Source organism: Microvirga massiliensis, assembly GCF_001006805.1.
In the GTDB taxonomy this organism is placed as follows: Bacteria; Pseudomonadota; Alphaproteobacteria; order Rhizobiales; family Beijerinckiaceae; genus Microvirga; species Microvirga massiliensis.
The window spans coordinates 638,588-664,137 of sequence record NZ_LN811353.1; the positions used below are offsets into that span (position 1 = coordinate 638,588).

Consider the following 25,550-nt stretch of genomic DNA (forward strand, 5'->3'; position numbering starts at 1 on the left):
CGCGTGATAGTAGTACTGGCCCGTTGCCTCGTCCCATTCCCAGGCACTGCCGCCGAAGCGACTCAGCCAGTTGTTCGGCGGGCCACCGTCCGGCCCGGGATCGCGCCAGATATACCAGTCGCGTTTCGCACTATCGCGAGACGAGCGGCTCTCCTGAAACCAGGGATGTCGATCGGACGTGTGGTTCGGCACGAAATCGAGGATGAGTCTGATGCCGCGAGCGTGCAGGCGCTCTGTCAGCTTGTCGAGATCATCGACTGTTCCGAAGAGTGGGTCGACATCGGTGAAATCGGCAATGTCATAGCCGAAGTCCTCCATTGGCGAACGGTAGACTGGCGAAAGCCAGACAGCGGAAACTTCGAGCCAGGAGAGGTGATCGAGCCGCGACAGGATACCCGGAAGATCTCCCTTTCCGTTGCCATCGGTGTCCTGGAACGACAGAGGATAGATCTGATAGGTGACGCCCCAGCGCCACCACGGCAGCGCGCCGTGCTCGCTTGCCGGAAAGATCCGGCTCTCGGACCAATCTGCTTCGGTTGCAGCCTGACTTTTCTGCGCGGTTGCGGATGGCCCGAAAGATGAGCGGGATGAATGTCGAGAGTTCGGTTGCTGCATCGCGAGTGGCTTGGCCGGGTGCTGCCGAAGACGGGGTATGCCAACAGTTGAAATCGCAAAAAGTTCGAAAACGAGTGCGAACAATCAGCTCACTGTACGAAACTTTAACATGAGTTATTCTTGCGAACTGTCATCCATGTTCCCGGTTGCGCAGCAAAGCATTGAAGTGAGTGGAAACAACTGGCCGATCCCTGTGTGCTCGCGTGATACGCTCAACCATAAGAGAAGCCCCACCGACACGAGGGATGTCGGCGGGGCTCAGTCCGAGGAGGGACGTGCGGAGCTGCACTTTTGGAATCCTACCTCCTGGAATGAGGACGATCACTGACACAGGTGAAACTGGGCTGGAAATTTGCAGATCCAGGGACGAGCCGGGCGAGAGCGAGCCCGGAACCTGGACGACCACTCCCGACGTTGATTCTCGAACGTGCAATTGCTGGCCGAATGCAGAGCGGCACGAGGAGCGGGGTTGATTGGCTGGTCTCTCTACGAGCGGTGCTGGAACTCCTGCCCCTCTTGGGCGGCAGGGATATGTCGTCCTTTATGCACCCGATGCTCGCAGCTTCTCCCACACCCATGAAAGGGCCACGCGCACCGAGATCGCGAGGCGCCTCGCGGCGCTCAAGCGGTTCGACTTTACGGGCGATTACGATCCGTCGAGGTGTTACGCGGCTCCCGTCTATTTCGTGCCGAGCGATACGCTGGTCGGCGTTAGGACCGTCGATGAGCTTGGCATCCGGAGCGAGCATGACCTGTTCGGCGGCGTGGTTCCCCATTCTTTCGTTGCCACGAAGGCAATCACCCATCCGCTCGTCGAACCCGATCCCTGTTCGCCTGCCGGCTGGTCTCACGAGTTCAGTCGCCGCGTGTGCGACGCCGTCCTCTTCGGCTTTACGGCATTCGCGTCTGAGGATGCGCGCCGAGCCGGATTGCGCGTCATGGAGCGCGGACCGGTGCGCATCAAGCCGGTGCGGGCAACCGGCGGACGCGGGCAGGTGGTCGTCTCCACGCCTGCAGAGCTCGACACTGCCCTGGCCCTGATGAATTCCGCCGAGCTCTCCGACCATGGCCTCGTGCTGGAGGAAAACCTCGGTGAGGTGACGACGCGCAGCGTCGGGCAGGTGCGCGTTGCGGAGCTCGTCGCGACATATCACGGCACACAATCCCTCACGACGGACAATAGCGGAGAGACCGTATATGGCGGGTCCGAGGTCGTGATCGTGAGAGGTGGTTTCGACGCGCTGCTTGAGCTCGATCTTCCCGAGGAGGCGCGGATCGCGGTGGCTCAGGCGCGTGCCTACGATGCCGCGGCGACGGAGTGCTTCACCGGCATGTTCGCATCGCGCCGGAACTATGATGTCGCGCAAGGATGGGATGCCGCGGGACGCTGGCGGTCCGGCGTTCTCGAGCAATCCTGGCGCATGGGCGGCGTGAGCGGCGCCGAGGTTGCCGCCCTGGAAGCCTTCCGTACCCAGCCCGCGCTCCGGGCCATGCGCGCCCGTTGTGTCGAGATCTACGGAGAGAGCGATCCGCCGCCCCCGCAGGCGGTGTTATACTTCCGCGGTATGGACGAGCGGATCGGACTGCTCACCAAATACACGTTGGTAGAGGCCTATGACGACGCGCGATGAGTCGGTCGAGATTCGGGTCGGGGAAGATCAGCATATCGCCGGCACTCTGATCGCCCCCCGGACGATGATCCCCGGCATGCTGTTCGTGCACGGCTGGGGCGGCAGCCAGGAGCAGTATCTCGCACGCGCGCGCGAGATTGCGGCGCTCGGCTGCATCTGCCTGACCTTCGATCTGCGCGGCCATGCGGAGACGGACGCGCAACGCGAGACCGTCACGCGGGAGGACAATCTTCGCGATCTCGTTGCGGCCTATGATGTGCTGGCCACCCGACCGGGCGTCGATCCATCGGCGATCGCCGTCGTCGGAAGCAGTTACGGCGGCTACCTGGCCGCGATCCTCACCTCGCTGCGGCGTGTTCGATGGCTCGGGCTGCGAGTGCCTGCGCTCTACAAGGACGACGACTGGGCCCTGCCGAAAATGCGGCTCAAGAAGCCCGAACTCGCGGCATATAGGCGGCGCGCCGTCAGCCCCAACGAGAACCGGGCGCTCGAAGCCTGCGCGGCCTTCAAGGGGGACGTCCTGATCGTCGAATCCGAGCACGACGACGTGGTCCCTCATCCGGCGGTCGCCAGCTACATGGCGGCTTTCGAGAACGCGCACTCAGTGACATACCGGGTGATCGAAGGAGCCGATCACGGGCTGTCCGAGAAGGCGTGGCAGCAGGCCTATACGTCCCTCCTCGTCAACTGGGCGACGGAGATGGTGCTCGGGGCCAGGGAAGGCGGATCTGCTCCGGAAGCCCAGACTCAGGTCAGGCCCTCTCCGAGCAGGGAACCGCCAAGTCCGGGTTGAGGCAAAGCTGGCGGAGGTCCGAGGCCTGGCGCAAGGCTGCGCCTCGCTCGCGCTGCGGCGAACCTTTCATCCTCTGCCGTGTTCTCGATGAGACATGCTTTGAGGAGCGCTCGCCTCTTCGCCATCGCGAACGGAGTGAAGCAATCCAGGAGCGCATCCGTCGACGGGTAGATTGCTTCGCCTGCGGCTCGCAAGGACGGAGTGGATCCGCGTCAGGCCTGATGATTACAGGCCGCAATGACGCAGTGCGTCCTGCACTACTCCATTCCTGGCAATGCTCCACCCGCTCTCATTTCCTCCTCGTCATTGTGAACGAAGTGAAGCAATCCAGACCGCAGCCTCAGGATGAAGCACTCCGCCTGCGGCTTGCGATGACGGAAGCGCGTTAAACTACTTCACGCATGAATCCTGAATCCCGTCTCGCAGAGCATCGGCGGCATGGAGGCCGATCATCAGCAGGCCGACATGCGGGGCGTCGATGATCTCCCCGCTCAGGGCCATCCGGATCGCCTCGCTGACGGGCACGCGCACCACGACGACATTCTCGTCGGGCTCCGGGGTGGCGGGCCCGATGAAGCGCGCGGGCTGCGCAAGGACGAGGTGCACGCGATTCGTATGCGTGGCCGGGTTGGGCGAGAGGCTGGTCACGAGGCGGAAGGCATCGGCCGTGTAGCCGGTTTCCTCGGCGAGTTCGCGCGCGGCCGCCGTAATGGGGCTCTCGTCACCGGCATCCATGATGCCGCCCGGCAGTTCGAGCGTGAACCCGCCATAGGCATGCCGATATTGCCGGACGAGCAGGATGTGATCCTCCTCGTCCAGCGCCACGACATGTGCCCAATCGGGATATTCGAGGACGTAGTAGGGCGCGACATCCACGCCGTCGCCAGTGACGCAATCGTCGGCCCGCAGGCTGATCCAGCGGTCGCGGTGGATGTGCCGGGAGGCTCGCACTGTCCAGGGACTCAAGGGGTGTTTCGTCATGTCGCCTGGATAGCAGAATCGGGCCTGGATGCATCCGTCGGGGGCAGAGACCTTGCGCCTTATCGCGGCACCAGTCTCGCCCAGACTCCGCCCTTCGGGCGCAGCGTAATGGATGGCATCGGCGTGACGGGGCGATCCGATTGCCACTCGAGCCGATAATGCTGCGCGACCATGGCGAGGATCAGCACGGCTTCCGTCATGGCGAAGCGATTGCCGATGCAGATGCGGGGCCCGCCCCCGAACGGCATATAGGCGAAGCGCGGCAGGCGTTTCGCGAAATCGCCGTTCCACCGCTCGGGGCGGAATTCCAGCGGTTCGTCGAACCAGCGCGGATCGCGATGCATGACCCAGGGGCTGATATAGACCGTCGTGCCGCCTGCGACCGGGTAGCCGCCGATCTCGCAATCCGCGACCGCCTCGCGCCCGAGCGCATAGGCCGGCGGATAAAGACGCATCGACTCGGTGACGACCTGCTCCGTGAAGCGCAGGCGCGGCAGGTCGTCGAAGGTCGGGGTGCGGCCCTGTAGGATATTTCGGACTTCTTCAGCCAGTCGCGCATCGACGGCGGGATGCAAGGCGAGCAGATACCAGGTCCAGGACAGGGTGAGGGCCGTGGTCTCGTGCCCGGCGAGGAGCAACGTGACGACCTCGTCTCGGATCTGGTGCGTGCTCATCGGCTGGCCGAGCTCGTCTCTCGCCGTCATCAGCGTCGAGAGGAGATCCCCGCGATCGTCCGGTGCCTGCTGCCGTTCCTCGATGATCCGGGCGACGAGTTCATTCATGAACCGGACGCCGCGACGGTAGCGAAGATTTCCCGGGAGAGGGAGCCAATCGGGGATGCGGAAGGGGCGGCGAAAGCGAAGAGCGATCTGCTCGAGGACCTCATCGAACCGGTCGTGGATCGTCTTGATGTCCTGATCGGATTCGGCGCCGAAGAGCGTCTGTGCGGCGATCCGGAAGGTCAGGCCCATGGCCTCGAAATGAAGATCGCGACTCTGCCCCGGCTGCCATTCCCGGAGTATGGCGTCCGTGTACTGCGTCATGGTCTCGCTGTAGCGGCTCAGGTGTGGGCCCGTGAAGGCCGGCGCCGCCAACCGGCGCTGCCGGTGCCAGAATGCGCCTTCGCTCGTCAGGAGCCCCTGGCCGAAAATCGCTTCGACATGCCGCCAGAAGAGGCGGTGCTTCACGAAGTTCGAGGCCTCCTTGACGAGAACCTTTTCGGCGAGGTCCGGATGGCCGAGGAGGATGGCAGGCCACCCCGCGAGGTGAAAGCTCACGACGTCGCCGTATTCCCGCACGCATTGCGTGAAGAAGCCCAGGATGTCGCTCCCGAGCGCGGGCAGGCTGCCGAGAAGCGGAACTCCTTTCGGCCCGGGTGGGCGAACTTCCGTTGGCTTCGTGTATCCTTCGACAGCCGGTTGGCGGGATGAAATGTCTGGGGCCATCGCTTGCGCCGGATTGCCGGGACGAGAGCATGAGCCGTCCGCTGGTCAGGTCAACAGCACTTTGGCTGTTCGGCTTGGTGCGGGATTTTACGATATTCGATGACGTCGCGCAGCCGGGTGAAGAGAGAAACACTGCTCCGCATCACGAAAGTTGCAACATCCGATCAGCTTCACTCCTCCCGAAGAGGAACTCGCTCGTCCTATCGCAAAGGACGCTCTCTGACACGACCGATCGGGATTGCATCATAAAGGCGCAGGGCTGCATCGACGCGGCCGAGCGCGCAATAGGACTGCGCAGTGTAGAAGAGCGAGATGATATGGCCGAACTCGGCGTCGCTGAGATCGGTTGCCTGTCTGTGCTGCTCGATGAGATCGCCGATGTGGGCTTCCCAAGCCTTGCAGGCTTCCGACAAAGGCGGGCGAGCGGGCCAGGACAATGTCTGCGCGGCGCATGGCTCGTGAATGGCAATCGCCATCACTCCGCTCATGCAGGCTCGAGCGCACCGGCGAAGGCAGGTCGGACAGGGTCGGGCCGTCATGATAGCCTCGGTCCGCGAGCGAAGCAGTTTACGCGCACTACATTGTCTTTTCCAAAGAAATGCGGTGCTCTCGCGAACACGCGAGTCAGGCGCTTCGATCAGCGCAAGCTTAGCCTTGAAACCTGCCGCCGAACGATACTCTGCGGGTGGGTCGACGCATTGTAGGGCCCCGGCAACAGGCGTATCATGCCGGGCAGTGAGCAGCCGTGCGTCCGAGCCGGCGCGTGGAGTCCCCTTCCGGCTGTACGGCGCATGACGACGCCAGGAGGGACATCATGACCATGACTCCGACACTGCAGCAATATCTGTCTGACCGACAGATTTCCTACGACATCGTCCCACACGAACCGACCATGTCGTCGACACGCACGGCCGAGGCCTGCCACATTTCCGGAGATTGCCTGGCCAAGGGCGTCCTCATTCGCAACAAGGGTGGCTACATGCTCGCCGTCCTGCCGGCGTCGCATCATGTCCGCCTCTCGGACCTCCAGGATCTGCTTGGCCCGGATGTCGAAATCGCCCAGGAGACCGAGCTCGGCAGGTTGTTCCCCGACTGCAATCGCGGCGCCGTTCCGCCTGTCGGTTCCTGCTACGGTCTCGACATGATCATCGACGAAAGTCTTGCGTCGCAGCCCGAGATTTATTTCGAAGCTGGCGACCACGCGACCCTGGTTCACATGAGCAAGGACCAGTTCGCGAAGCTGGCCGATCGCGCCCGGTATTGGCGCTTTAGTACCCGTGACGCCGGCGTCTCGGTGCACTGAGCGAGCATGGTCGACGAACGGCGAAGTTGCCTGACCGCCGCGAGGGAGTGGACGAGCCCATGATCCGCGCATCCTGCCACACGGCCGATAATGCGCTCTGCGTGGATTTCGACGCGACGGACTGGTTCCGGGACGCGGACCCTCACAGCATTCGTGAAGTCGCGGCGCGGAACTGGTCCTGTCCATGGATCTCCGACGCCCTCGAGACGCGTCCGGGTTACGAGAGGCTCCACCGCCTCGTCGATCATGCCCGGTATCGGCTACAGGCGGAGTCGCTCGAGGATCCGCTCTGGTCGACGTTCGAATGCGTGGTGAACGGAGCCGAAGCCATGGCGTGGCTGGACGAGAATCGACCCGAGATTACGGCCATGCTCCGCGATCGGTTCGGACCGAAATCCTGATTGTCCATGACTCGTCAGCGCTCAGGCGATTCTTCGACTGAGCGCTGACGAGCGGTCTGCTGCATTGGCACGCGGGGAGTCGTGCTTTCCGCGCGATTGTGCGATTCTCCTTCGGGGCTGCGCATCCTCGATGGAACGGAAGGCGGCCATGTACATGACCATCCGGAAGTTTTCCCGCATGCGTTCGGTGTCCGAGGCGGCCCGGCGGGCCGAGTCCGGGATCGGGCAGATCCTGAGGCGCTCACCCGGATTCCGGGGTTATTACGTGTTCGATGCAGGCGACGGTGTCGGCGGTTCGGTCACTCTGTTCGAGAGCAAGGAGACCGCGCTTGCGGCGAACGAGAAGGCGTTGGCGTGGGTCCGGGCGAGCCTGTCCGATCTCCTCGATGGGGAGCCCGAGATCACGACGGGGGAAGTGCTGGTCGTCATCTCGGGATGATGTGCCGCTTGCCTCTTTGCTACGGCTGTCAGAAAGCGCGATTGCGGCGATCGTCCCCTTGGGACGGCAGCAGCAGAGTATGCCACGACGTCGTCGGATCGAGATGTTCGACATCGTTCCGCGTCAGGCCGATATCGGCCAGTGCACGGTCGTCCAGCTGATGGAGAACGCGGCGCGTGGCTCGCGCATCGAGCCAGGCCTCGACGCGCAGCAGAATGCGCAGGAGGCGGCCGCTCTCGGCCGGCGCAGCGGGAACATGGCGAAGATTTGCTATGGTGGTTCCGAAGGCCATGATGGTCTCCTTCGACGGCATTTCTCTATGCGGAATACTGCTCCTGTCGTAGGATCGGAGCAAACGAGAAGTCCTTCACCTTTGCCCAAGTTGGGCTTGGCCTCCGATGCAACGCCGTCGTCTTCCACCCCTGACATCCCTGCGAGCCTTCGAAGCCGCAGCGCGGCACCTCAATTTCGAAAAGGCCGGGGATGAGCTCGCCGTCACGGCGAGCGCCGTCGGGCAGCAGGTGAAAACCCTCGAGGCGTGGCTCGGGCGTCCTTTGTTCGATCGGCTTCCGAGCCGGGGAGTGGTCTTGACGAGCGTCGGTGAGCGCTATGCGTCGTCCCTGTCCGAACTCCTCGACCAGCTGCACGAGGCGACTGCACGGGCGCTGCGGCCGGAAACGTCACGCGTCCTGACGGTCAGCACGATGCCGAGCTTTGCCGCGAACTGGCTCATCCCGCGCCTCGGACGTTTGCGCGAGCATCACCCTGATCTCGACGTGCGGGTCTCGGTCACTACGGAACGTACGGATTTCGCGCGTGAGGATGTCGATGTCGTGGTCCGGTTCGGCCGCGGCGTCTGGCCGGGCCTGCGCTCGGATCTTCTGATGGAAGAGACTTTCTTTCCGGTCTGCAGCACCGCGCTTCTCGCCGATCCTGCACGTCCGCTGCGGGAGCCGGGCGATCTGCGCCATCACACCTTGCTGCACGAAATCGTCGACGGAGTGCCCGATTACATTACATGGGATCGCTGGCTGGCCGCGATGGGCGTGGAAGGCATCGACACGTCACGCGGGCCGCGTTATCCCCATACCTATCTGACCCTCCAGGCGGCTGCTTCGGGCCAAGGGGTTGCGCTCGCGACGAGCGTTCTGATCGGCGATTATCTCGACGCGGGCCGCCTCGCGAGACCATTCCCTCACGAGGTGAAGGGCACGTATCAATACTACGTCGCATGTCCGGAGGCGTTCGCGAACAGATCGGCGGTCGTCGATTTTCGGACCTGGATTCTGGCGGAAGCAGACGCTCAACGGTGAGAAGGTGACCTCTCAGCGCACCCGTCGACGGGTAGATTGCTTCGCCTGCGGCTCGCAAGGACGGAGGTGTGGCGGAAGTGGCAGTGCATCGTGCCTGCGACTCGCAAGGACGGCAGTGGGTCCGGCGCTACTCCGTTTCCGGCCCTGCTCTTCCCGCTCTCACACCCTCTTCGTCATTGCGAACGAAGTGAAGCAATCTACCCGTCGACGGGTGGTTCGCCTCGTCCGCAACTCGCTCTCAGAACAGAAGCATCAGCCGCGCGATGGACAAGGCCGCCCACTACGGCCGGCGTGCAACGAAGTCGATCTCCACCAGAGCGCCGACGGCGAGCGCGGTCACGCCGACGCAGGTCCTCGCGGGAAGCTTTCCCGGCGCGAAATAAGCCTTGTAGACCTCGTTCATCGCGTCGAAGTCCCTCTCGAAATGCGTGAGGAAAACACGCGCCGACGCGACATTCTCGAGCGTCAGCCCGAGCCCTTTGAGAACGAGGATGAGGTTGTCCATCACGCGCCGCGTCTGGGCCTCCACGCCCTCGGGTAACGGCGCGTGATCATGATCCGGGTCAGTCGGCATCTGTCCCGTCAGGAAAATCCAACCATCCGTCTCGGTGGCATGGCAGAAGGGCCCGACGGGCGTTGGCGCCGCTTCGACCATATGAAATGTAATACCGGCCATCTTTGACTCCTTGTGGGATGTGGTTCGTAGAAAAGAAAGGGGTATCGGACAGACGATCGCGTGGCGGGCGAAGCGCTTGGCTTGACGAGAAACCGCTCACGCGTCCTGCAATTCCCGCATGAGTGGAAGCGTCAGCCGGAAGCATGCGCCCGGCTGTGCGTCCTCGACGAGCTCCAGCGTGCCTCTCATCCGGGCGACGATCCGGTGACTGATGTTGAGGCCGAGACCGAGGCCCGGCCTCGTCGCCATGTCGTGATCGCCGCGGGCGAAGCGATCGAAGAGGTTGGCGCGGATGGAGGGGGGCACTCCGGGGCCGTTGTCGGAGATTTCCAGGATGTATGTGCCATCCTTCGCGTGCGAGCGAATCCGGACTACCGGATCGGGGGCGTCGTTGTACTTGGTTGCGTTCGAGATGATGTTGATGAGCACCTGGCACAGGCGGTCCGCATCCGCGAGAACGGTGCTCTCGGCAGCTCGCTCGACGAATTCGATGCGCATGTCGCGCTGGCGCGTCAATGCCTCGCAGACTTCGAGAGCGCGATCCAGCACCCGCTCGGCCTCGACGGCTCGGTTCGTCCAACCTCTCTCGCCCTGTTCGAGTGCGCTGAGATCGAGAATTTCGTCGAGTAGCCGCGTCAGCCGCACGCTCTCGTTGTGGATCGTCAAGGCGAAGCGGGCGCGCTGCTCGGGGGTCAAATCGTCGTCGTGGAGGAGGATCTCGGAGAGAGAGCGGATCGAGGTCATCGGCGTGCGAACCTCGTGGCTCACCTGGGACAGGAAATCGTCCTTCTGTTGGTGCAGCTCGCGCAGCTGCGCATTCGCCTGTTGCAGCTTCTGAGCCGTCGAGCGCAGCTCCGCCGATTTCTGCTCGAGCTCGTGCGAGTATTCGATGACCTGCTGGGTCTCGTCCGCGATCCGCATCATCTCCTCGAGCGAGACCCGGTCGCCCGACGCCACCTTGGAGAGCAGCGCGTGCGCCGAGGCCGCTCCGATCGAGCCGGCGAGCTCGCGCTCCACGCGGCCGATGAATTCCGGTGACGTCTCATGCTGGCGTATCCCGGTCCCGCTTTCCCGCGCCACGGCCTCGAAGAGGGCCTGGGCCCGCTCCCAGCCGAGGACACGCTCCGCGACGAAGAAGAGGTCGTTCGCGGCCGCCGATCCGTGCATGGACACCGGCTGGCTGTCCGGCGGGCGCCGGAACACGTCGACGAACAGGGTCGCCTGGATGCGCTCGAGGGCGCTCTGCCGGGAGCACAACGAGACGGCGATCAAGGTCGTCGCGTTGAGGAACAGGCTCCAGAAGACGGCATGCACCAGCGGATCAAGACCCTTGAAGCCGAACAGCGCCTCGGGACGGAGGAACGCGATCCCCCATGGCCCTTCGGCCATCAGAGCCGCGACCGCGGGGCTCGCGGATTCGAAGCTCGGGAGGAAGGTCGTCCAGGCCCAGACCGCGGAGCCGACGATCATGCCGGCTATGGCGCCTTTCACGGTCGCTTCGCGCCAGTAGAGCGCGGCCAGCATCGCAGGCAGGAACTGCGCCACGCCCGCGAAGGAGATCAGGCCGATCGGGGCGAGCGCGTCGGAATCGCCGGTCAGCCAGAAATACAGAAAGCCGAGAAACAGGATCACGCCGATGGAGATGCGGCGGGCCCTGAGCAGGAGGCGGGCGATCGCGAGCTCTCCCGCGGATTCGAGCTTCGCCGAATGGCGTAGCGCAATCGGCAGGACGATATGGTTCGACACCATGATCGAGAGCGCGATCGAGGCCACGATGATCATCGAGGTCGCGCTCGAGAACCCGCCGATGAACGCGAACAGCGCGAGGCCGGTGTTCCCCGTCGACATCGGTAACGTGAGTACGAACATGTCCGGGTTCGAGCCCGCAGGCAGGCTCGTCATGCCGAACAGGGCGATCGGCGCCGTGAAGAGGCTCATCAGGAGCAGGTAGGTCGGGAAAGCCCAGCCGGCCGTGCGCAGATGCTCCTCGTTTGAGTTCTCCACCACGGTGATCTGGAATTGGCGCGGGAGACACAGGACGGCCGTCGACGACAGCACCAGGATGGCGGCCCAGCGCGCGGAGGATGTGCGCTCGGAGTAGATCTCGATGCCCTCCGCCTGCGCCCGTTCGTAGATTTCCGCGAAGCCGCCGCCGATTCCGAACACGACGAAGATCCCGACCGCGAGCAGGGCCAAAAGCTTCACGACGGCCTCGAAGGCGATCGCTGCGACGACGCCGAGGTGCTGCTCTTTCGCATCCACGTGGCGCGTTCCGAACAGGATCGTGAACAGCGCCATGCCGGCGGCGACGCCGAAGGCGAGGCGGGCATCATCGAGGCTCGCCAGAGCTCCGGGTTCGCTTGCCGCGGAGACGACCTGGATCGAGGTGGTGATCGCCTTCAGCTGCAGGGCGGTGTACGGCGTGATGCTCACGAGCGCGATCAGGGTCACAAGGACCGCAAGGCTGCTCGACTTGCCGAAGCGCGAGGAGAGGAGATCGGCGACTGACGTGATCCGCTGCGTCCGGCCGATGCGAACGAGCTTGCGCAGCACGAACCACCAGCCGACGAAGATCAGCGTCGGGCCGAGATAGATCGCCAGGAACTCGAGCCCGTCGCGGGCCGCCGTCCCGACGGCGCCGTAGAAGGTCCAGCTCGTGCAATAGACCGAGATCGACAGCGTGTAGATCAGGGGCGAGCGCAAAAACCGGCTTTCGCCGCGGTGCGCCCGGACATCGGACACATAGGCGAGGATGAAGAGGAGGCCGACATAGGCGACGGCCGTCAGAATGACGAGATCGGGCGACAGCATCATCCGCCGTCCTGGCTCGCATTCTGCGTCTGGCGCCGTTCCGGCCGGGGCATGCGCCACGACACGAGCCCGGCTCCCACGATCAGCAGGATCCAGACTGCGAAGAGGTAAAGCACCTCGATCGGGATTCCAAAGAGGCGGTCGCGAACCGCAAAGGCGTCGAGCAGGGGCGGGAGGAGCAGGACGGCCCCGAAGACCGGCAGCATGAAAGCGGCGTGTTCGAGCTTCCGATGGTCGCCGGATCCCTTGCCGGGCCGAGCCACCGTCAGCCCCCGCCGAGGAGCCTGCGCACGGCTCCGACCACTTCGTCATTGGCGTAGGGCTTGGTCACGAACCCGCTCGCCCCGAGATCCTCGGCGACGCGCCGGTCATGCTGCTGGCCCTTGGCGGTGAGGACGAGGACGGGGATCGTCCGCGTGCGCTCCTCGGCCCTGATCTGCTTCAGGACCTCGAAGCCGGAGCGCTTGGGCAGCATCACGTCGAGCACGAGGACGCGCGGTTTCAGCCTCACCACGGCTTCGAGGACGGCCTCGCCGTCGGTGACCGAGCTGATCGACCAGCCGGCCCGCCGCAAAATGAAGTCGAGCGATTCGAGAATGCCCGGTTCATCTTCGGCAATGAGCACGTCCACCATCGCCGCCCTCCTTCCTGCCCTCTCGCTGTCAGGGCGTCTGTGCGCCCATGGCGGTCCTAACCGCGGTTCGGCCGCCGTTTTGCCAAGCTTTTCCGACTTAAGCCGAATCATGCTTCCGCGCCAAGTCCGGGGCAGGGCCTACCAAGGGGGTGCGCAAGGTCGCGCCGCCGCTCGGGTCGAAGGCTTCCTCCTGCCGATGGGTGCACTCCCGACGGGTGCACAGCCGGCAGGAGGGCCCGACCGGAACGGCCTCCGCCGCATGCCCGAGGTCGAGCCCGCGCCCATAGACCGTGCGGTCCGCGTCCAGGACATCGCAGGCGAGCATGATGGAGGAATAGAACGGAGGGTCCCGGAACGTAGCGAGTCGTTTCGAAACCGCCTTGGCGATGAAGAGGTAGCGTGACCTGTCGGAAAACGTCACCAGCTGCCGAGCGATCTGGTCGGTGTTCCGGAAAGCGGCATAGATCGCCCAGAGCGGACAGGCATGGCCCGTATTGGGGAGCAGAAGCCCGGGCAGCGGGAACTGCTTGGTGAGCCGCCCGGCGGGATCGGATCTCAGGAAGCCGAAGGGAATTCCCTGTTCGCCCGGACGGCGCAGGGTCACGAGCCGGTGCGCGATCTGCTCGAAACTCGCCGTGTAGATCTGCCCGAGAAGATCGATGTCGTAGCCGTGCGTCTCTGCGTCCTCCAGGAAGCGCGAATAGGGGAGCACGATCGCCCCGGCGAGATACGAGGCCATGAAGCGCTGCGCGACCCGCCGCGCGGTTGGCGAGGTGAGACGCGGGTCTTCGGCATGGGCCTCGATCACCTGCGGGAGGGCGAGCTCGGCGAGGAGCCGCGCGAGCTGGAACTGGCGCGTCTCGGGCCTTGCCCCGCCGTAGAACCACATCACCTTCCGGTCCGGGTCGAACCCGTATTCCTGGGAGAAGCCGCCGTTATGCCTCGGGGCTGCCGTTCCCTTCTCGAAGGAAATCCCGAAGCGGTGCTCGAGCAGCGTGGCGAGCATCGCCTCTCCGAAGGGGCCCGCGGCCTCGACCTCGCGGCGAAGGGTGTCGGCGGCCTCCTCCAGAGCCGGAAAATGGCTCTTTTCCGCGATGATGAGGTCATCGACCTCGAGGCCGGGCGATACCGCGCGATGCGCAACCACCGACTGCTCGAAGGCACCCACGAAGGCGCGGGTCTTTTCCGAGAGCGCCTGTCCCTCGCGATTGATCGACGCGATGAAGCGCCGGCGGTCGGCTTCGTCGACCTCCGGAACGCTCTCGAGGATTTCGGCGGCGGAGCGCATCGCCGTGATCTGGCTGAGGATCTGATGGAGCAGCTCGGAGAGCAGCGGATCCGACCGGATCCGGTTCGCATAGACTTCCGCATTCGCGGAGGCATCGGCATAGGCCCGCCGGAACCGGGTCAGCGCCAGCGCCGCGTTCGGGAACTGCGCCACGAGATCGCGTGCCTCGCCCGCCGGGAAAGGCGTTCCTGCCAGGATAGGGTCCGAGAAGGCTTCCGTGACGGCCTGCACGAGCCGCTGTTCTCGATCTTCGGAGAGCTGCTCGAGCGGGAGCCCGAGCTGATCGGCGATGCGCCGCAGGAGGGTGCCGCCGATCTTCCGCCGGTTTCCCTCGATCAGGTTGAGATAGCTCGCCGAAACGCCGACGGCCCGTGCGAGGCCGGCCTGCGACAGGCCGAGCGCCTTGCGTCGGTTTCGGATCTTGATGCCGATCAGCGCCCGCACGGTCCCCTCGAAGTGTCAAGTGTTGACAGATTTTGACGCTGCCGCTGTGCAATGATTTACAAAAAATATCAACTGCGGCAAAGGCATATTGCTTTATTTTCCATTCGCAGCACTGTCCGCTGAAGCGAGCTCGAAGGCAGTCGCTCGCATCGCGGAGGAAGCAATGACGGATTTCGGAAACCGCCCGAGCCGGCGCACGATTCTCAAGGGGGGAGCCGTCGGACTGGTGACGGCGAGCGTGGCGCCGCTGGTCTTCAGCCGGGGCGCGTGGGCGCAGGACTTCTGCAACAATCCCACCGGCAAGAACGTGGTCTTCGGCTTCAACATCCCGCAGACCGGGTCCTATGCCGAGGAGGGCATCGACCAGCTGCGCGGCTACCAGCTTGCGGTGAAGCACCTCAACGGCGAGGGCGACGGCGGCATGCTGAACACGCTCAAGCCCTCCGCGCTCAAGGGCAACGGTGTCCTGGGCAAGAAGGTCACCTTCGTGACCGGCGACACGCAGACCAAGACCGACGCGGCCCGCGACAGCGCCCGCCGCATGATCGAGCGCGACAAGGCGATCATGATCACCGGGAGCGTCTCTTCGGGCGAGGCGATCGCCACGCAGAGCCTCTGCCAGGAGATGGGCGTCATCTATATGTCGGGGCTCACCCACTCCAACGACACGACGGGCAAGGACAAGCGGCGCTACGGCTTCCGCCACTACTTCAACGCCTATCAGTCGGGCGTCGCCATCGCGCCGTTCCTCGCCAAGGAATACGGCAGGGACCGTCGCGCCTATCACATCACCGCCGACTACACCTGGGGCTGGACGCAGGAAGAATCGATCAAGAAAGCGACGGAAGCGCTCGGCTGGCAGACCGTCGCCACGGTCCGCTCGCCGCTCGGGATCGGCGACTTCTCGCAATATCTCACGCCCGTGCTCAATTCCGGCGCGGACGTGCTGATCCTGAACCACTATGGCCACGACATGGTGAACTCGCTGCCGCAGGCGGTGCAGTTCGGGCTGCGTGATCGCCAAGCCAACGGCAAGGACTTCCAGGTCATCGTGCCGATGTTCTCCGAGCTGATGGCGGTCGGCGCCGGCGATGCGGTCAAGGGCATCATCGGGACCTCGAACTGGCACTGGAACCTGCCCGACGAGGGCTCGAAGGCCTTCACGAAGTCCTATGGCGCGGAATACGGGCAGCCGCCGTCGCAATCCTCGCATACCGGCTACGTGCAGGCGCTGCTCTATGCCGATGCTTGCGAGCGGGCTGGGACCTTCTATCCCCCGGAGGTCATCAAGGCGCTGGAAGGCTTCGAGTTCGACGGCCTCGGCAACGGGCCGACGCTCTATCGCGCGGCCGATCACCAGTGCTTCAAGGACGTGCTGGTCGTGCGCGGCAATCCCGAGCCGACGAGCAAGTTCGACGTGCTCAACATCATCGGCCAGGCCTCTCGCGAAGCCGTCACCTACGACCCGGCGATGTTCGGGGGCGAACTGGGTCCGTACGACGCCAAGAAGTGCTGAGGCCCGAGGCCCGCTCCGGGCGCATCAGCACCCGGAGCGGGCCCAACGGACCACCTGTGCGCGCATTTCGCCTCGGCAGTAAGAGCTCGCACAGGACCGCGAACCTGCAAACGAATTCAAGAGAGCAACGCGCCCCGGATGCGGGAGCGCGGCGCGCTTTGCCGTCCCGTTCGGGCGGGAGGAATGGATGGATGCGATCTTAGCGCAGTTGCTGAACGGCCTCGACAAGGGCGGCGCCTATGCTCTCATCGCGCTCGGGCTGACGCTGGTGTTCGGGACCCTGGGCGTGGTGAATTTCGCCCATGGAGCGCTGTTCATGCTCGGCGCCTTCTGCGCCGTCACCTTCCGCAAGCTGATCACGATCGAGACCGTCACCACCGACCCGCAGAAACTGTCGCCCTGGGGTGCGCCGCTTCAGATTCGGACACCCGTCGTCCAGAACTGGCTCGGGGATTTCGGAGCCTTTCTGATCGACTACTCGGTTCCGATCTCGATCCTGCTGGCGATTCCGGTGATGCTCGCGATCGGCATCGGCATGGAGCGCGGGCTGATCAAGCACTTCTACAAGCGCTCGCACGCCGAGCAGATCCTCGTCACCTTCGGTCTTGCGATCGTTCTGCAGGAGATCGTCAAGGCGTTCTACGGCGCGAACCCGATTCCGCAGCCGATGCCGAAGGATCTGCGTGGGGCGGCCGATGTCGGCGCCTGGTTCGGCATGGCTCCGCAGGTCGTGACCTATCCCTGGTGGCGGCTCGTCTACTTCCTGTTCTCGATCGGCGTGATCGGAGCCGTCTTCGCCTTCCTGCGCTTCACGACTTTCGGCATGGTCGTGCGCGCCGGCATGGCTGACCGCGAGACCGTGTCCCTGCTTGGGGTGAACATCGACCGCCGCTTCACGATCACCTTCGGCATCGCAGCGGTCGTCGCGGGCCTCGCGGGCGTGATGTACACGCCGCTTTTACCGCCCAACTACCACCTGGGCATGGATTTCCTGGTGCTCAGCTTCGTGGTGGTGGTCGTCGGCGGCATGGGCTCCCTCGCGGGCGCGGTCATGGCGGGCTTCCTGCTCGGAATCCTGCAGTCCTTCGCCTCGATGACCGAGGTCAAATCACTCCTGCCGGGGATCGACCAGATCATCATCTATCTCGTCGCCGTGACGATTCTGCTGGTTCGCCCGCGTGGCCTGATGGGTCGCCGCGGCGTCATGGAAGGCTGATCCGATGTTCGACCTGTCCAGAAGAGATCTCATCGTCCTGGGGCTATTCACCGTCGTGGTGCTGGCGATGCCGATCTGGCTCGCGCCGTTCGGCGCCGGCTATCCCGGCCTGCTCCAGAAGTTCGCGATCTATGCGATCTTCGCGATCGGCTTCAACATCCTGTTCGGGCTGACCGGCTATCTCAGCTTCGGCCATGCCGCCTTCCTGGGCGTCGGCTCCTACACGGCGGTCTGGTCGTTCAAGCTTCTGACCATGAATCCGATTCCGGCCGTGATCTTCGCCGTCGCGTTGTCGGGGTTGTTCGCGCTCGCGATCGGCTATCTCAGTCTGCGGCGATCCGGAATCTACTTCTCGATCCTGACGCTCGCCTTCGCGCAGATGTCGTACAGCCTCGCCTATTCGGTGCTGACGCCGATCACCAACGGTGAGACCGGGCTGCTGCTGAAGGTCGATGATCCGCGGGTGATCGACTTGATGTTCACCGAGCGCGGAGCCGGCCTGCCTGTGCCGTCCCTGTTCGGCATTGCGATGAACGGCTATGCAGGCTTCTACTTCTGCGCGGCTCTGCTCATCGCCACGTTCTTCCTCTCGCAGAAGATCTTCGCGTCGCCGTTCGGGCTCATGCTGCGCGCGATCAAGTCGAACCAGACGCGCATGACTTATACCGGGTTCGATACCAAGCCCTATACGCTCGCCGCCTTCGTGATCTCCGGCATGTTTGCGGGGCTCGCAGGTGGCCTGCTCGCTGTCACGGATCCGCTCGCCGGCGCCGAGCGCATGCAGTGGACGGCTTCCGGCGAGGTGGTCCTGATGACGATCCTCGGCGGCGTCGGCACCCTCGTGGGGCCGGTCGTCGGGGCCTGGCTCATCAAATATGCGGAGAACATCTTCTCGGCGTTCAACGAAGCCACGCTGCAGCGGTTCTTCTCCTTCCTGCCCGACGGCCTCGCCGATGTGATGGTCGCCATTACCAGCAAGTTCGTGGGCGAGGGATGGCATCTCACGCTCGGGCTGATGTTCGTGCTCGTGGTGGTGTTCCTGCCGGGCGGTGTGATGGAGGGCGTGCGCCGGGTATCGCAATGGCTCACGCGACGGCCCGACGCGCGCGCCGGCGCTTTCAAGGCTCAGCCGGCCGCGTAGCCGGAAAGGAACGCACGATGACCGCCACGAACACCAGGAACATCGTTCTGCACGTCGCGGACGTTCACCGGCACTTCGGGGGATTGCGCGCGCTCTCCGACATCGACCTGCAGGTCGAGGAGGGGAAGACGCACGCCATCATCGGACCGAACGGGGCCGGTAAGTCGACGCTTCTCAACGTCGTGATCGGCCGGCTGCCACCGACGAGCGGTGCGGTGATCTTCGACGGCCAGATCCTCACCGGCAAGGCGCCGCACGAGATCAATCAGATCGGGATCGCGCGGGTATTTCAGACGCCGGAGATCTTTCCTGATCTGCCGGTCTTGCACAACGTGATGGCGCCCGCGTTTTCGAAGCGGGACGGCGCCTTCCGGATTAATCTGTTCCAGCGGCTCGACACCGAGCGTGCCGTGCGCGAGGAGGCGGAATCGCTTCTCCAGGATGTCGGCCTGTTCGAGCGGCGCAACACCAATGCCGGCGCGCTTTCGCGCGGCGACAAGCGCCGGCTCGAGCTCGCGATGTGCCTGATCCAGCATCCGCGTCTGCTCCTGCTCGACGAGCCGACGGCGGGCATGTCGCGTCACGACACCAACACCACGATCGAGCTTCTTCAGAAGATCAAGCAGCGCGGCATGACCAAGCTCATCATCGAGCACGACATGCACGTGGTGTTCTCGCTGGCCGACCGGATTTCCGTGCTCGCCCAGGGCCGGATCATCGCCGAAGGGCTCCCCGACGAGATCCGGGGCGACCCGCGGGTCCACGAGGCCTATCTGGGAGGCGCAATCCAATGAACGTGATCATGATGGATGCGAATGTGATCGCAACAGCGCAGCGGCAGGATCCGGTCCAGCCGTTCTTCGCCGCCCGGGATCTGCACGCCTATTATGGCGAAAGCTACATCGTGCAGGGCGTCTCCCTCGACATCCGCCAGGGCGAGATCCTGGCGCTCCTGGGGCGCAACGGCGCCGGCAAGACGTCGACGCTGCGCACCATCGCGCGAACGGACCTGCCGGCCCTGATGACTGGAGAGATCTGGCTGCAGGGCGCTCCCCTGCACCGGATGAAGGCCCATGCGGCGGCCCGCGCCGGCGTGCAACTCGTCCCCGAGGATCGCCGCATCATCCCGGGCTTAACTGTCGAGGAGAACTTGACGCTGGCCCGGGTGGCTCCGGGCCATGGCTGGGATCTGGAGCGGATCTATGCGCATTTCCCGCGGCTCGCCGAGCGGCGGCGCCAGGAGGGTGTGACGCTCTCGGGCGGCGAGCAGCAGATGCTCTCCATCGCCCGCGCTTTGGCGCGCGAGGTCAAGCTTCTCCTGCTCGATGAGCCCTACGAGGGGCTCGCCCCTGTGGTCGTGCGCGAGATCGAGCGCATTCTGCACGACATCAAGAAGCTCGGGATCACTACCATCATCGTCGAGCAGAATGCCGTCGCGGCTCTCCAACTCGCCGACCGTGCCGTCATTCTCGATACCGGCGAGGTGGCCTTCACGGGACTGGCAAAAGAAGTCCTCGACAACGCCGAACTCCGGCGGGAATACCTCGCGATCTGACGGGGGATCCGTCGAAATCGGAGCAGGAAAGGACCTATCCCGACGCGGGAGCCCAGAGGACATTGAACGGGCGGCCGTTCGCCGCGCCCGCGTAAAGGCCCCCTCAGAGGTGCGTGGCTCTCGGGCAACAAGGAAGAATGTTCCCGATCCGTTCCGGATGACAAGCTTGGCCATGGCTGGCCAGCATCGGCCATGCGTTTCATTCATGCAGCCGATCTTCATCTCGACAGCCCGCTCTCCGGCCTGCGCGAGCGTGCCGGAGAGCGGGCCGAGGATATCGCCGGAGCGAGCCGGCGCGCCTTCGACAATCTGATTGAGTTTGCCGTTGCGGAGCGTGTCGATTTCGTCGTCATTGCGGGCGATGTGTTCGACGGCGACTGGAGCGATTACAGCTCCGGATTGTTTCTGGTCAGGGGACTCGATCGCCTGAACCGCGCCGGGATTCCGGTGATCATGATTCGCGGCAATCACGACGCCGCAAACCAGATGTCCCGGCGGCTGACCTGGCCGTCCAATGTCCGCGAGTTGTCGTCCCGCACACCGGAAACGGTGGTGCTCGAATCGCTCGATGTCGCGATCCACGGTCAGAGCTTTCCGGCCCGTGCGGTGACCGAGAATCTCGCCGCGTCGTATCCGGCGCCCCGCGCCGGACTGTTCAATATCGGCGTGCTCCACACCTCTGCGGACGGCCGCGCGGGGCACGATGTCTATGCGCCCTGCGAGCTCCGCGATCTGACTCTCAAGGGCTACGATTACTGGGCTCTCGGCCACATCCACACGCGTGAGATCCTCGCCACCGATCCTTACGTGGTCTTTCCCGGCAACCTGCAGGGCCGGCATGTCAACGAGCCGGGCGCCAAGGGTTTCAGTCTCGTGACGGTCGCGGGCGGACGTGTGACGAACGTCGAGCATGTGTCCGTCGATGTCGTGCGTTGGGCGACGCTCGTCGTCGACGTGTCCGGCGCCGAAACGCTCGAAGATCTTTGCCCGCGCGTCGGACAGGCGATTGCCGAGGCCGTCGCAGATGCCGATGGACGGACGCTCGCGGTGCGACTCGTTCTGAGGGGAGCTTGCGCGGCTCACCGGGCGCTGGCGGGAGACCCCGAGCGCCTCGCTGCGGAATGCGCCTCTCTGGCGCTCCAGTCCTGCGGCGATGTCTGGATCGAGCGCGTCGACGTCGAAACCGACCCGGCCCCACTGCGCACCGAGACGGGCGCCCTGGCCGATGTCACGCAACTCATCAGCCATGTCCGAACCGACCCGGCGGATATGGACCAGATCCGTGTCGCGTTGGAGCGCGGCCTCGACAAGATTCCTCTCCAGCTTCGGACTGAAGCCGGGTTCGCCGGCCTGTCCGCCGAGCAATGCGCCCGAGTGCTGGCCGATGCCGAGGCCCTGATCCTGCACAAACTGTCCCCTGGGGCCGCTCATCCATGAAATTCGAAGCGCTCCACCTCGAACGCTACGGCGCGTTCGAGGACGTCACCTTCGACTTCAGCGGCGACGATGTTGGGCTCCACATCATCTACGGGCCGAACGAGGCGGGAAAGTCGACAATCCTCTCGGCGATCGGTGACCTGCTGTTCGGGATTCCGGCGCGGACGCCGTACAACTTCCGGCACGATTACTCCAAGCTCCGGATCGGCGCCGAGATCGTCGACAGCACGGGCCGGACGCTCGCCTTCAAGCGCCGCAAGGCGAATGCCGGAACGCTGCTGACTGCAGGAGCGACAGAAACGACGCTTGCGGACTCGGTCCTGACTCCCTTCCTGGGCGGCGTCTCGCGCGAACTGTTCACGCGGATGTTCGGCCTCGACCATGCGCGCCTGCGTGAAGGCGGCGATCAGATGCTGCGCTCCGGCGGCGATCTGGCGCGCAGCCTGTTCGAAGCCGGCAGCGGCCTCTCCGGCATTGGAGCAGTCTTGCAGAGCCTGGAAGCCGAGATCGAGGCGATCGGCGATCTGACCCGACGCGCGAAAACCAAGCCGATCTGGCGCGAGATCGACACCTTCGTCGATGCGACGCAGAGCGTCCGCCGCGACGGCCTCAAGGCCGAGGAGTGGCGGCAGGCCGAGCAGGCGCTCGAGCGGGCGAGAAGCGAGCGTGATCGTATCGATGAAGACCTCGCGCGCATCCGCCAGCGCCGGGCGCAACTGGAGCGCGTGCGCCGCGCCGCGCCCCTGTTGAATGCGATGGAGCGGCTCGCCGCGCAGCTCGCGCAGTTCGGCGATCTTCCTGCGCTGCCGGCCGGATTCGCCGAGGAATGGCGCCGACGGGACCAGGCCCTGCGCGACGCGCGTCTTGCGCTCCGCAATGCCGAGGAGGCTCTGCGCGACGCAACGAGCGAACTCGAGCGGATCCCGGAGGCGGAGTCCATCATCGGCTTTGGGACCGAGATCGAGGCCCTGCAGGAGAACCTCGGAAAATATCGCAAGGGCGTCGCCGACGAGCCGAAGCTCATCCGGGACATTGCCGCGGACGACGCGCTGATCGGACATCATCTGGAATCTCTCGGATCGCCGCGGGATCCGGGCATGGTCGACGCGTTGGTGCCGCCCACGCCTCTGGTCGCGCGGGTCCGCGAGCTGATCCGGCACGGGGAGGGGATCGAGCTCGCCGCAGGCACGGCCGCGGCGGAGCTCAGGAAGGCGCAGGAGTCTTGGCGCCGCGCGCAGGAGAAGCTCGATGCGCTCCCGACCGTGGCCGATCCGGCCTCTCTCGTCACCATGACCGAGGAGGTGTGGCGTCTCGGGGATCTCGCGGCCCAGCACGCGAAGGTGGAGCGGGACCTCGCCGCGGCGGACCGGAACCTCGCCGAGGCGCTCCAGCGGCTGCCCCGATGGAGTGAGCCAGCCGAGGCCCTGGCCGCGCGGCCCTTACCCGATGCCGAGACAGTGCGCCTCTACGAGGACGAGCTCCGCAAGGCGCAGGAGCGGGTCGCAGCCGCGGAGCGGGCCCGCGCCGAGAAGGAGGACGAGTTCCGGCGCGTCGAGTCCGATCTGGCGGGACTTGCCGCGGCGGGCGAAGTCCCGTCGCCCGCGGCGGTGCAGGCCGCCCGGGATCATCGCGATCGGATCTGGCGGGTCGTGCGTGCGCGCCATATCGAAGGGCGAGAGCCGTCCGCCGAGGACTGTGCCGCTCTCGGAGAATTGGATGAGGTTGCCCCGCGCTACGAGACGGCAGCGCGGCACGCGGACGAACTGGTCGACCGGCGCGAAAGCGATGCGCAGCGCGTCGCCCGCTTCAGCGAGCTGCAGGCGCAACTGCTGCGCTTCAGCCGCCAGAAAGAGGTCGCGGAATCCGAGCACAAGCAGTCCACGGAGGCCCTGAGAGCGGCCGAGGCGCGCTGGCAGGATCTGTGGGCGGAGTGCGGATTCGTGCCGGGTCCGGCGCCGGGCATGCGGGCGTGGCTCGCCCAAAAGGACGAGGTGCTGCGCCTGCTCGGGGCGGTTCGGCAGGCCCGCGCGGGCGTCGAGGATGTGACGGCGATCGCCGACCGCGCCCGGACCATCCTCCTCCGGGCGGGGGAGACTCTTGGGCTGGCAACCGACGAGGCGCTGCCGGTTGCGGAGCTTGCCCGCCTCGTGCGGCACCGGATCGCGGAGACCGAGCGCGCCTGGGGCGAGCGCCGGAGCGCTGCCCAGAAACTCGACGACGAGGCCAATCGGGTTCGCGAGAAGACACTGGTGGCCGACGACGCGCAGGTCACGGCCGACCGCTGGAAATCCCAATGGGTAGAGGCCGTCGCCAAACTCGGGTTGCCGGCCGTTGCCGGGCGCTCGGAGGCGGAAGCGGCACTGACGGCCTGGGACGAGATCCGGCAGAGACTGACGAACAAGAGCCAGACCGTGCGGCGTCTCGAAGGGATTCGCCGCGACAACGCCGAGTTCCGCGACGCGCTCTCCCGGCTCGTTCAGGAACTCGGAGACTGCGATCTCGATCCTGCCGCGAATCCTGAAGAGACGGTCAGGACGCTCGTATCGAAGCTGGGCGCCGCCCGCGAGAACGCGACCCGCCGCGCCCAGGCAGCCGCTGGCCACGCGGCGTCGGTGACGGCTCTGGAGAGGGCGCAGCGTGCCCTCGAGGCCGCCAGCAGGGCCGCCGATGAACTCCGGACGGCCTACGGGCTGCCGCCCGATGCGGACGTGCTCGCTATCGCGGACCAGGTCGAGGCCCGCCGCCGCTGTGCCGCGGATCTCGAGGAGCGACGCCTCGCCTTCGTCGAATCCTGCGACGGACTCGGCGATGATGCGGTGCGCGCGGAGGTGGCTGCGATCGCGCCGGATGCGGCCGTGGCGGAACTCGCGACCCTGGATAGGGACGAGGCCCAACTGGTCGAGGAAAGCCAGGCTGCCGCCCAGCAGGAAACCAGCGCCCAGCATGCACTGGATGCGCTCGCCGGGCGCAAGAGCATCACTGCCGCGGTCCAGCAGGCCCGGAACGCGGCCCAGGCCGCGACCTTCCATCTGGAGCGCTGGCTGCGCCTGACGGCGGCCAGGAAGATGCTCGAGCGGGCACTCGAACGCTACCGGGCGGAGAACCAGCATCCTCTGGTTCGCCGAAGCAGCGAGATCTTCTCGGCCATGTCGGGCACGGGAGACAACCCGGTCGTCCGGCTCGATGTCGCCTATGGCGACGGACGCGATCCGACTCTGGTCGGCGTGCGCCGGGACGGTTCGGAATGTCCGGTCGACGGGATGAGCGAGGGCACCCGTGACCAGCTCTACCTGTCGCTGCGGATCGCTGCCGTCGAGCAGCATGTCGCGGCGAACGAGCCCTTGCCCTTCATCGCCGACGATCTCTTCATCACGAGCGACGACGAGCGCGTCCTGCCGGGCCTTGCCGCGCTGGCCGATCTCGGCCGCTCGACCCAGGTGATCCTGTTCACCCACCACCGCCACGTCATGGCGGCCGCGTCGACCTTGCCGCCGAAGGTCGTCAAGGTGCATCGCCTGCCCGTGCCGTCCCTGCCGGCGACAGCCGCGGCGTTCTCAGTCGGAGGGGCGGAGGCGGGGTTACGAGCGTGATCTCGCGCGGTAGTCCGTCAGGGATGCCCGAACCCACGGCATCTTTTTGATCGTCCGACGAACCGGTACAGAGTCCTGATCTGGACACGAACGGGTTTGCTCAGGTGACGCTATCGTTCACATATGCGGAAGGTCGATGACAACATGACGCCAGACGTCGTCGCTGCCACCTTCACCCGCCGCCCTGCGGGCGTCGACCTCTCCCTCCGGGGGAGAGGCGGAGCTTCACCTCTCCCCTGGAGGGAGAGGTCGGACGCGAAGCGTCCGGGTGAGGGGGGAAACTCTGCGCGCAGTATTGCCATCGCAGCGAGAAACTTGCGA

General features: G+C 65.2%; 23 protein-coding genes. 13 read left to right on the top strand and 10 right to left on the bottom strand.

The features are described from left to right. A partial coding sequence (locus BN1233_RS15520; protein ID WP_046864431.1) for an alpha-amylase family glycosyl hydrolase occupies positions 1-615 on the bottom strand: 615 nt, incomplete at its 3' end. Positions 616-1,088: 473 nt separating this feature from the next. Here BN1233_RS15520 and BN1233_RS15525 point away from each other — a divergent pair. Further along, entirely contained in the window at positions 1,089-2,246 is a 1,158-nt protein-coding gene (locus tag BN1233_RS15525) for a DUF3182 family protein (RefSeq protein ID WP_046864432.1), read from the top strand. Beyond that, the gene (locus BN1233_RS15530) at positions 2,230-3,039 is read left to right on the top strand and encodes an alpha/beta hydrolase family protein (protein WP_046864433.1); all 810 of its coding nucleotides are present in this window, start codon (positions 2,230-2,232) and stop codon (positions 3,037-3,039) included. Before BN1233_RS15525 ends, BN1233_RS15530 begins: the two co-directional genes overlap by 17 nt. Before the next feature lie 390 nt (positions 3,040-3,429). Here the strand turns inward: BN1233_RS15530 and BN1233_RS15540 are convergent, their stop codons facing one another. From BN1233_RS15540 to BN1233_RS15550, 3 genes are all read right to left on the bottom strand, one after another. Next, entirely contained in the window at positions 3,430-4,020 is a 591-nt protein-coding gene (locus BN1233_RS15540) for an NUDIX hydrolase (protein ID WP_048709248.1), read from the bottom strand. 59 nt (positions 4,021-4,079) lie between these two features. Next, complete coding sequence (locus BN1233_RS15545) at positions 4,080-5,465, bottom strand: cytochrome P450 (RefSeq protein ID WP_046864436.1); 1,386 nt, start codon at positions 5,463-5,465, stop codon at positions 4,080-4,082. Between the two features lie 200 nt (positions 5,466-5,665). Continuing rightward, a complete protein-coding gene (locus tag BN1233_RS15550; protein ID WP_147707273.1) occupies positions 5,666-5,953 on the bottom strand; it encodes a hypothetical protein in 288 nt (95 codons plus the stop codon). Between the two features lie 326 nt (positions 5,954-6,279). On the opposite strand from BN1233_RS15550, the gene BN1233_RS15555 reads away from it, so the two are divergent. The 3 genes from BN1233_RS15555 (at position 6,280) to BN1233_RS15565 (ending at position 7,608) form a co-directional block, all read left to right on the top strand. Beyond that, positions 6,280-6,768, top strand: a complete 489-nt coding sequence (locus BN1233_RS15555; protein ID WP_046864438.1) for an aminoacyl-tRNA deacylase — start codon at positions 6,280-6,282, stop codon at positions 6,766-6,768. A 59-nt stretch (positions 6,769-6,827) separates the two neighbouring features. Beyond that, positions 6,828-7,169 (top strand): hypothetical protein, encoded by a 342-nt coding sequence (locus tag BN1233_RS15560; protein WP_046864439.1) that lies wholly within the window; start codon positions 6,828-6,830, stop codon positions 7,167-7,169. Positions 7,170-7,317: 148 nt separating this feature from the next. Beyond that, a complete protein-coding gene (locus tag BN1233_RS15565; RefSeq protein WP_046864440.1) occupies positions 7,318-7,608 on the top strand; it encodes a hypothetical protein in 291 nt (96 codons plus the stop codon). A 28-nt stretch (positions 7,609-7,636) separates the two neighbouring features. Here BN1233_RS15565 and BN1233_RS15570 read toward each other — a convergent pair whose 3' ends face one another. Further along, a complete protein-coding gene (locus BN1233_RS15570; protein ID WP_082145487.1) occupies positions 7,637-7,900 on the bottom strand; it encodes a DUF1127 domain-containing protein in 264 nt (87 codons plus the stop codon). A gap of 106 nt (positions 7,901-8,006) precedes the next feature. Between BN1233_RS15570 and gcvA the strand changes: the two genes are divergently transcribed. Continuing rightward, complete coding sequence (gcvA, locus tag BN1233_RS15575; protein WP_046864442.1) at positions 8,007-8,921, top strand: transcriptional regulator GcvA; 915 nt, start codon at positions 8,007-8,009, stop codon at positions 8,919-8,921. Between the two features lie 280 nt (positions 8,922-9,201). On the opposite strand, the gene BN1233_RS15580 is transcribed toward gcvA, so the two are convergent. From BN1233_RS15580 to BN1233_RS15600, 5 genes are all read right to left on the bottom strand, one after another. Next, on the bottom strand, positions 9,202-9,588 hold the full coding sequence (locus BN1233_RS15580; RefSeq protein WP_197094602.1) for a RidA family protein: 387 nt from the start codon (positions 9,586-9,588) through the stop codon (positions 9,202-9,204). Between the two features lie 105 nt (positions 9,589-9,693). Further along, entirely contained in the window at positions 9,694-12,411 is a 2,718-nt protein-coding gene (locus tag BN1233_RS15585) for an ATP-binding protein (protein ID WP_244470925.1), read from the bottom strand. Continuing rightward, positions 12,408-12,671 carry a hypothetical protein gene (locus BN1233_RS15590; protein ID WP_048709250.1) on the bottom strand — a complete coding sequence of 88 codons (264 nt, stop codon included), beginning with the start codon at positions 12,669-12,671 and terminating at the stop codon, positions 12,408-12,410. The genes BN1233_RS15585 and BN1233_RS15590 overlap by 4 nt, the downstream gene beginning before the upstream one ends. A 2-nt stretch (positions 12,672-12,673) precedes the next feature. Next, the gene (locus BN1233_RS15595) at positions 12,674-13,042 is read right to left on the bottom strand and encodes a response regulator transcription factor (protein WP_046864445.1); all 369 of its coding nucleotides are present in this window, start codon (positions 13,040-13,042) and stop codon (positions 12,674-12,676) included. 97 nt (positions 13,043-13,139) lie between these two features. Continuing rightward, the gene (locus BN1233_RS15600) at positions 13,140-14,774 is read right to left on the bottom strand and encodes a helix-turn-helix domain-containing protein (RefSeq protein WP_048709252.1); all 1,635 of its coding nucleotides are present in this window, start codon (positions 14,772-14,774) and stop codon (positions 13,140-13,142) included. Between the two features lie 163 nt (positions 14,775-14,937). Here BN1233_RS15600 and BN1233_RS15605 point away from each other — a divergent pair, with 163 nt between their 5' ends. The 7 genes from BN1233_RS15605 (at position 14,938) to BN1233_RS15635 (ending at position 25,229) form a co-directional block, all read left to right on the top strand. Continuing rightward, complete coding sequence (locus BN1233_RS15605; protein ID WP_046864446.1) at positions 14,938-16,290, top strand: substrate-binding protein; 1,353 nt, start codon at positions 14,938-14,940, stop codon at positions 16,288-16,290. A 187-nt stretch (positions 16,291-16,477) separates the two neighbouring features. Beyond that, entirely contained in the window at positions 16,478-17,506 is a 1,029-nt protein-coding gene (locus BN1233_RS15610; protein WP_046864447.1) for a branched-chain amino acid ABC transporter permease, read from the top strand. 4 nt (positions 17,507-17,510) lie between these two features. After that, entirely contained in the window at positions 17,511-18,647 is a 1,137-nt protein-coding gene (locus BN1233_RS15615; RefSeq protein WP_046864448.1) for a branched-chain amino acid ABC transporter permease, read from the top strand. Positions 18,648-18,664: 17 nt separating this feature from the next. Next, a complete protein-coding gene (locus BN1233_RS15620) occupies positions 18,665-19,441 on the top strand; it encodes an ABC transporter ATP-binding protein (RefSeq protein ID WP_046864613.1) in 777 nt (258 codons plus the stop codon). 8 nt (positions 19,442-19,449) lie between these two features. Then, positions 19,450-20,202: an ABC transporter ATP-binding protein gene (locus BN1233_RS15625; protein WP_046864614.1), complete on the top strand. Its 753-nt coding sequence runs from the start codon at positions 19,450-19,452 to the stop codon at positions 20,200-20,202. A 192-nt stretch (positions 20,203-20,394) separates the two neighbouring features. Next, the gene (locus BN1233_RS15630; RefSeq protein ID WP_046864449.1) at positions 20,395-21,639 is read left to right on the top strand and encodes a metallophosphoesterase family protein; all 1,245 of its coding nucleotides are present in this window, start codon (positions 20,395-20,397) and stop codon (positions 21,637-21,639) included. Next, complete coding sequence (locus BN1233_RS15635) at positions 21,636-25,229, top strand: YhaN family protein (RefSeq protein WP_048709255.1); 3,594 nt, start codon at positions 21,636-21,638, stop codon at positions 25,227-25,229. The genes BN1233_RS15630 and BN1233_RS15635 overlap by 4 nt, the downstream gene beginning before the upstream one ends. Positions 25,230-25,550 lie beyond the last annotated feature (321 nt).

Bases quoted from the DNA above. Each gene is read 5' to 3' on its own strand.
- BN1233_RS15595 (WP_046864445.1), bottom strand. From the start codon at position 13,042: ATGGTGGACGTGCTCATTGCCGAAGATGAACCGGGCATTCTCGAATCG.
- BN1233_RS15565 (WP_046864440.1), top strand. From the start codon at position 7,318: ATGTACATGACCATCCGGAAGTTTTCCCGCATGCGTTCGGTGTCCGAG.
- BN1233_RS15610 (WP_046864447.1), top strand. From the start codon at position 16,478: ATGGATGCGATCTTAGCGCAGTTGCTGAACGGCCTCGACAAGGGCGGC.
- BN1233_RS15550 (WP_147707273.1), bottom strand. From the start codon at position 5,953: ATGAGCGGAGTGATGGCGATTGCCATTCACGAGCCATGCGCCGCGCAG.
- BN1233_RS15585 (WP_244470925.1), bottom strand. From the start codon at position 12,411: ATGATGCTGTCGCCCGATCTCGTCATTCTGACGGCCGTCGCCTATGTC.
- BN1233_RS15635 (WP_048709255.1), top strand. From the start codon at position 21,636: ATGAAATTCGAAGCGCTCCACCTCGAACGCTACGGCGCGTTCGAGGAC.
- BN1233_RS15555 (WP_046864438.1), top strand. From the start codon at position 6,280: ATGACCATGACTCCGACACTGCAGCAATATCTGTCTGACCGACAGATT.
- BN1233_RS15540 (WP_048709248.1), bottom strand. From the start codon at position 4,020: ATGACGAAACACCCCTTGAGTCCCTGGACAGTGCGAGCCTCCCGGCAC.
- BN1233_RS15620 (WP_046864613.1), top strand. From the start codon at position 18,665: ATGACCGCCACGAACACCAGGAACATCGTTCTGCACGTCGCGGACGTT.
- gcvA (WP_046864442.1), top strand. From the start codon at position 8,007: ATGCAACGCCGTCGTCTTCCACCCCTGACATCCCTGCGAGCCTTCGAA.
- BN1233_RS15630 (WP_046864449.1), top strand. From the start codon at position 20,395: ATGCGTTTCATTCATGCAGCCGATCTTCATCTCGACAGCCCGCTCTCC.
- BN1233_RS15625 (WP_046864614.1), top strand. From the start codon at position 19,450: ATGATGGATGCGAATGTGATCGCAACAGCGCAGCGGCAGGATCCGGTC.
- BN1233_RS15530 (WP_046864433.1), top strand. From the start codon at position 2,230: ATGACGACGCGCGATGAGTCGGTCGAGATTCGGGTCGGGGAAGATCAG.
- BN1233_RS15615 (WP_046864448.1), top strand. From the start codon at position 17,511: ATGTTCGACCTGTCCAGAAGAGATCTCATCGTCCTGGGGCTATTCACC.
- BN1233_RS15545 (WP_046864436.1), bottom strand. From the start codon at position 5,465: ATGGCCCCAGACATTTCATCCCGCCAACCGGCTGTCGAAGGATACACG.
- BN1233_RS15605 (WP_046864446.1), top strand. From the start codon at position 14,938: ATGACGGATTTCGGAAACCGCCCGAGCCGGCGCACGATTCTCAAGGGG.
- BN1233_RS15560 (WP_046864439.1), top strand. From the start codon at position 6,828: ATGATCCGCGCATCCTGCCACACGGCCGATAATGCGCTCTGCGTGGAT.
- BN1233_RS15570 (WP_082145487.1), bottom strand. From the start codon at position 7,900: ATGGCCTTCGGAACCACCATAGCAAATCTTCGCCATGTTCCCGCTGCG.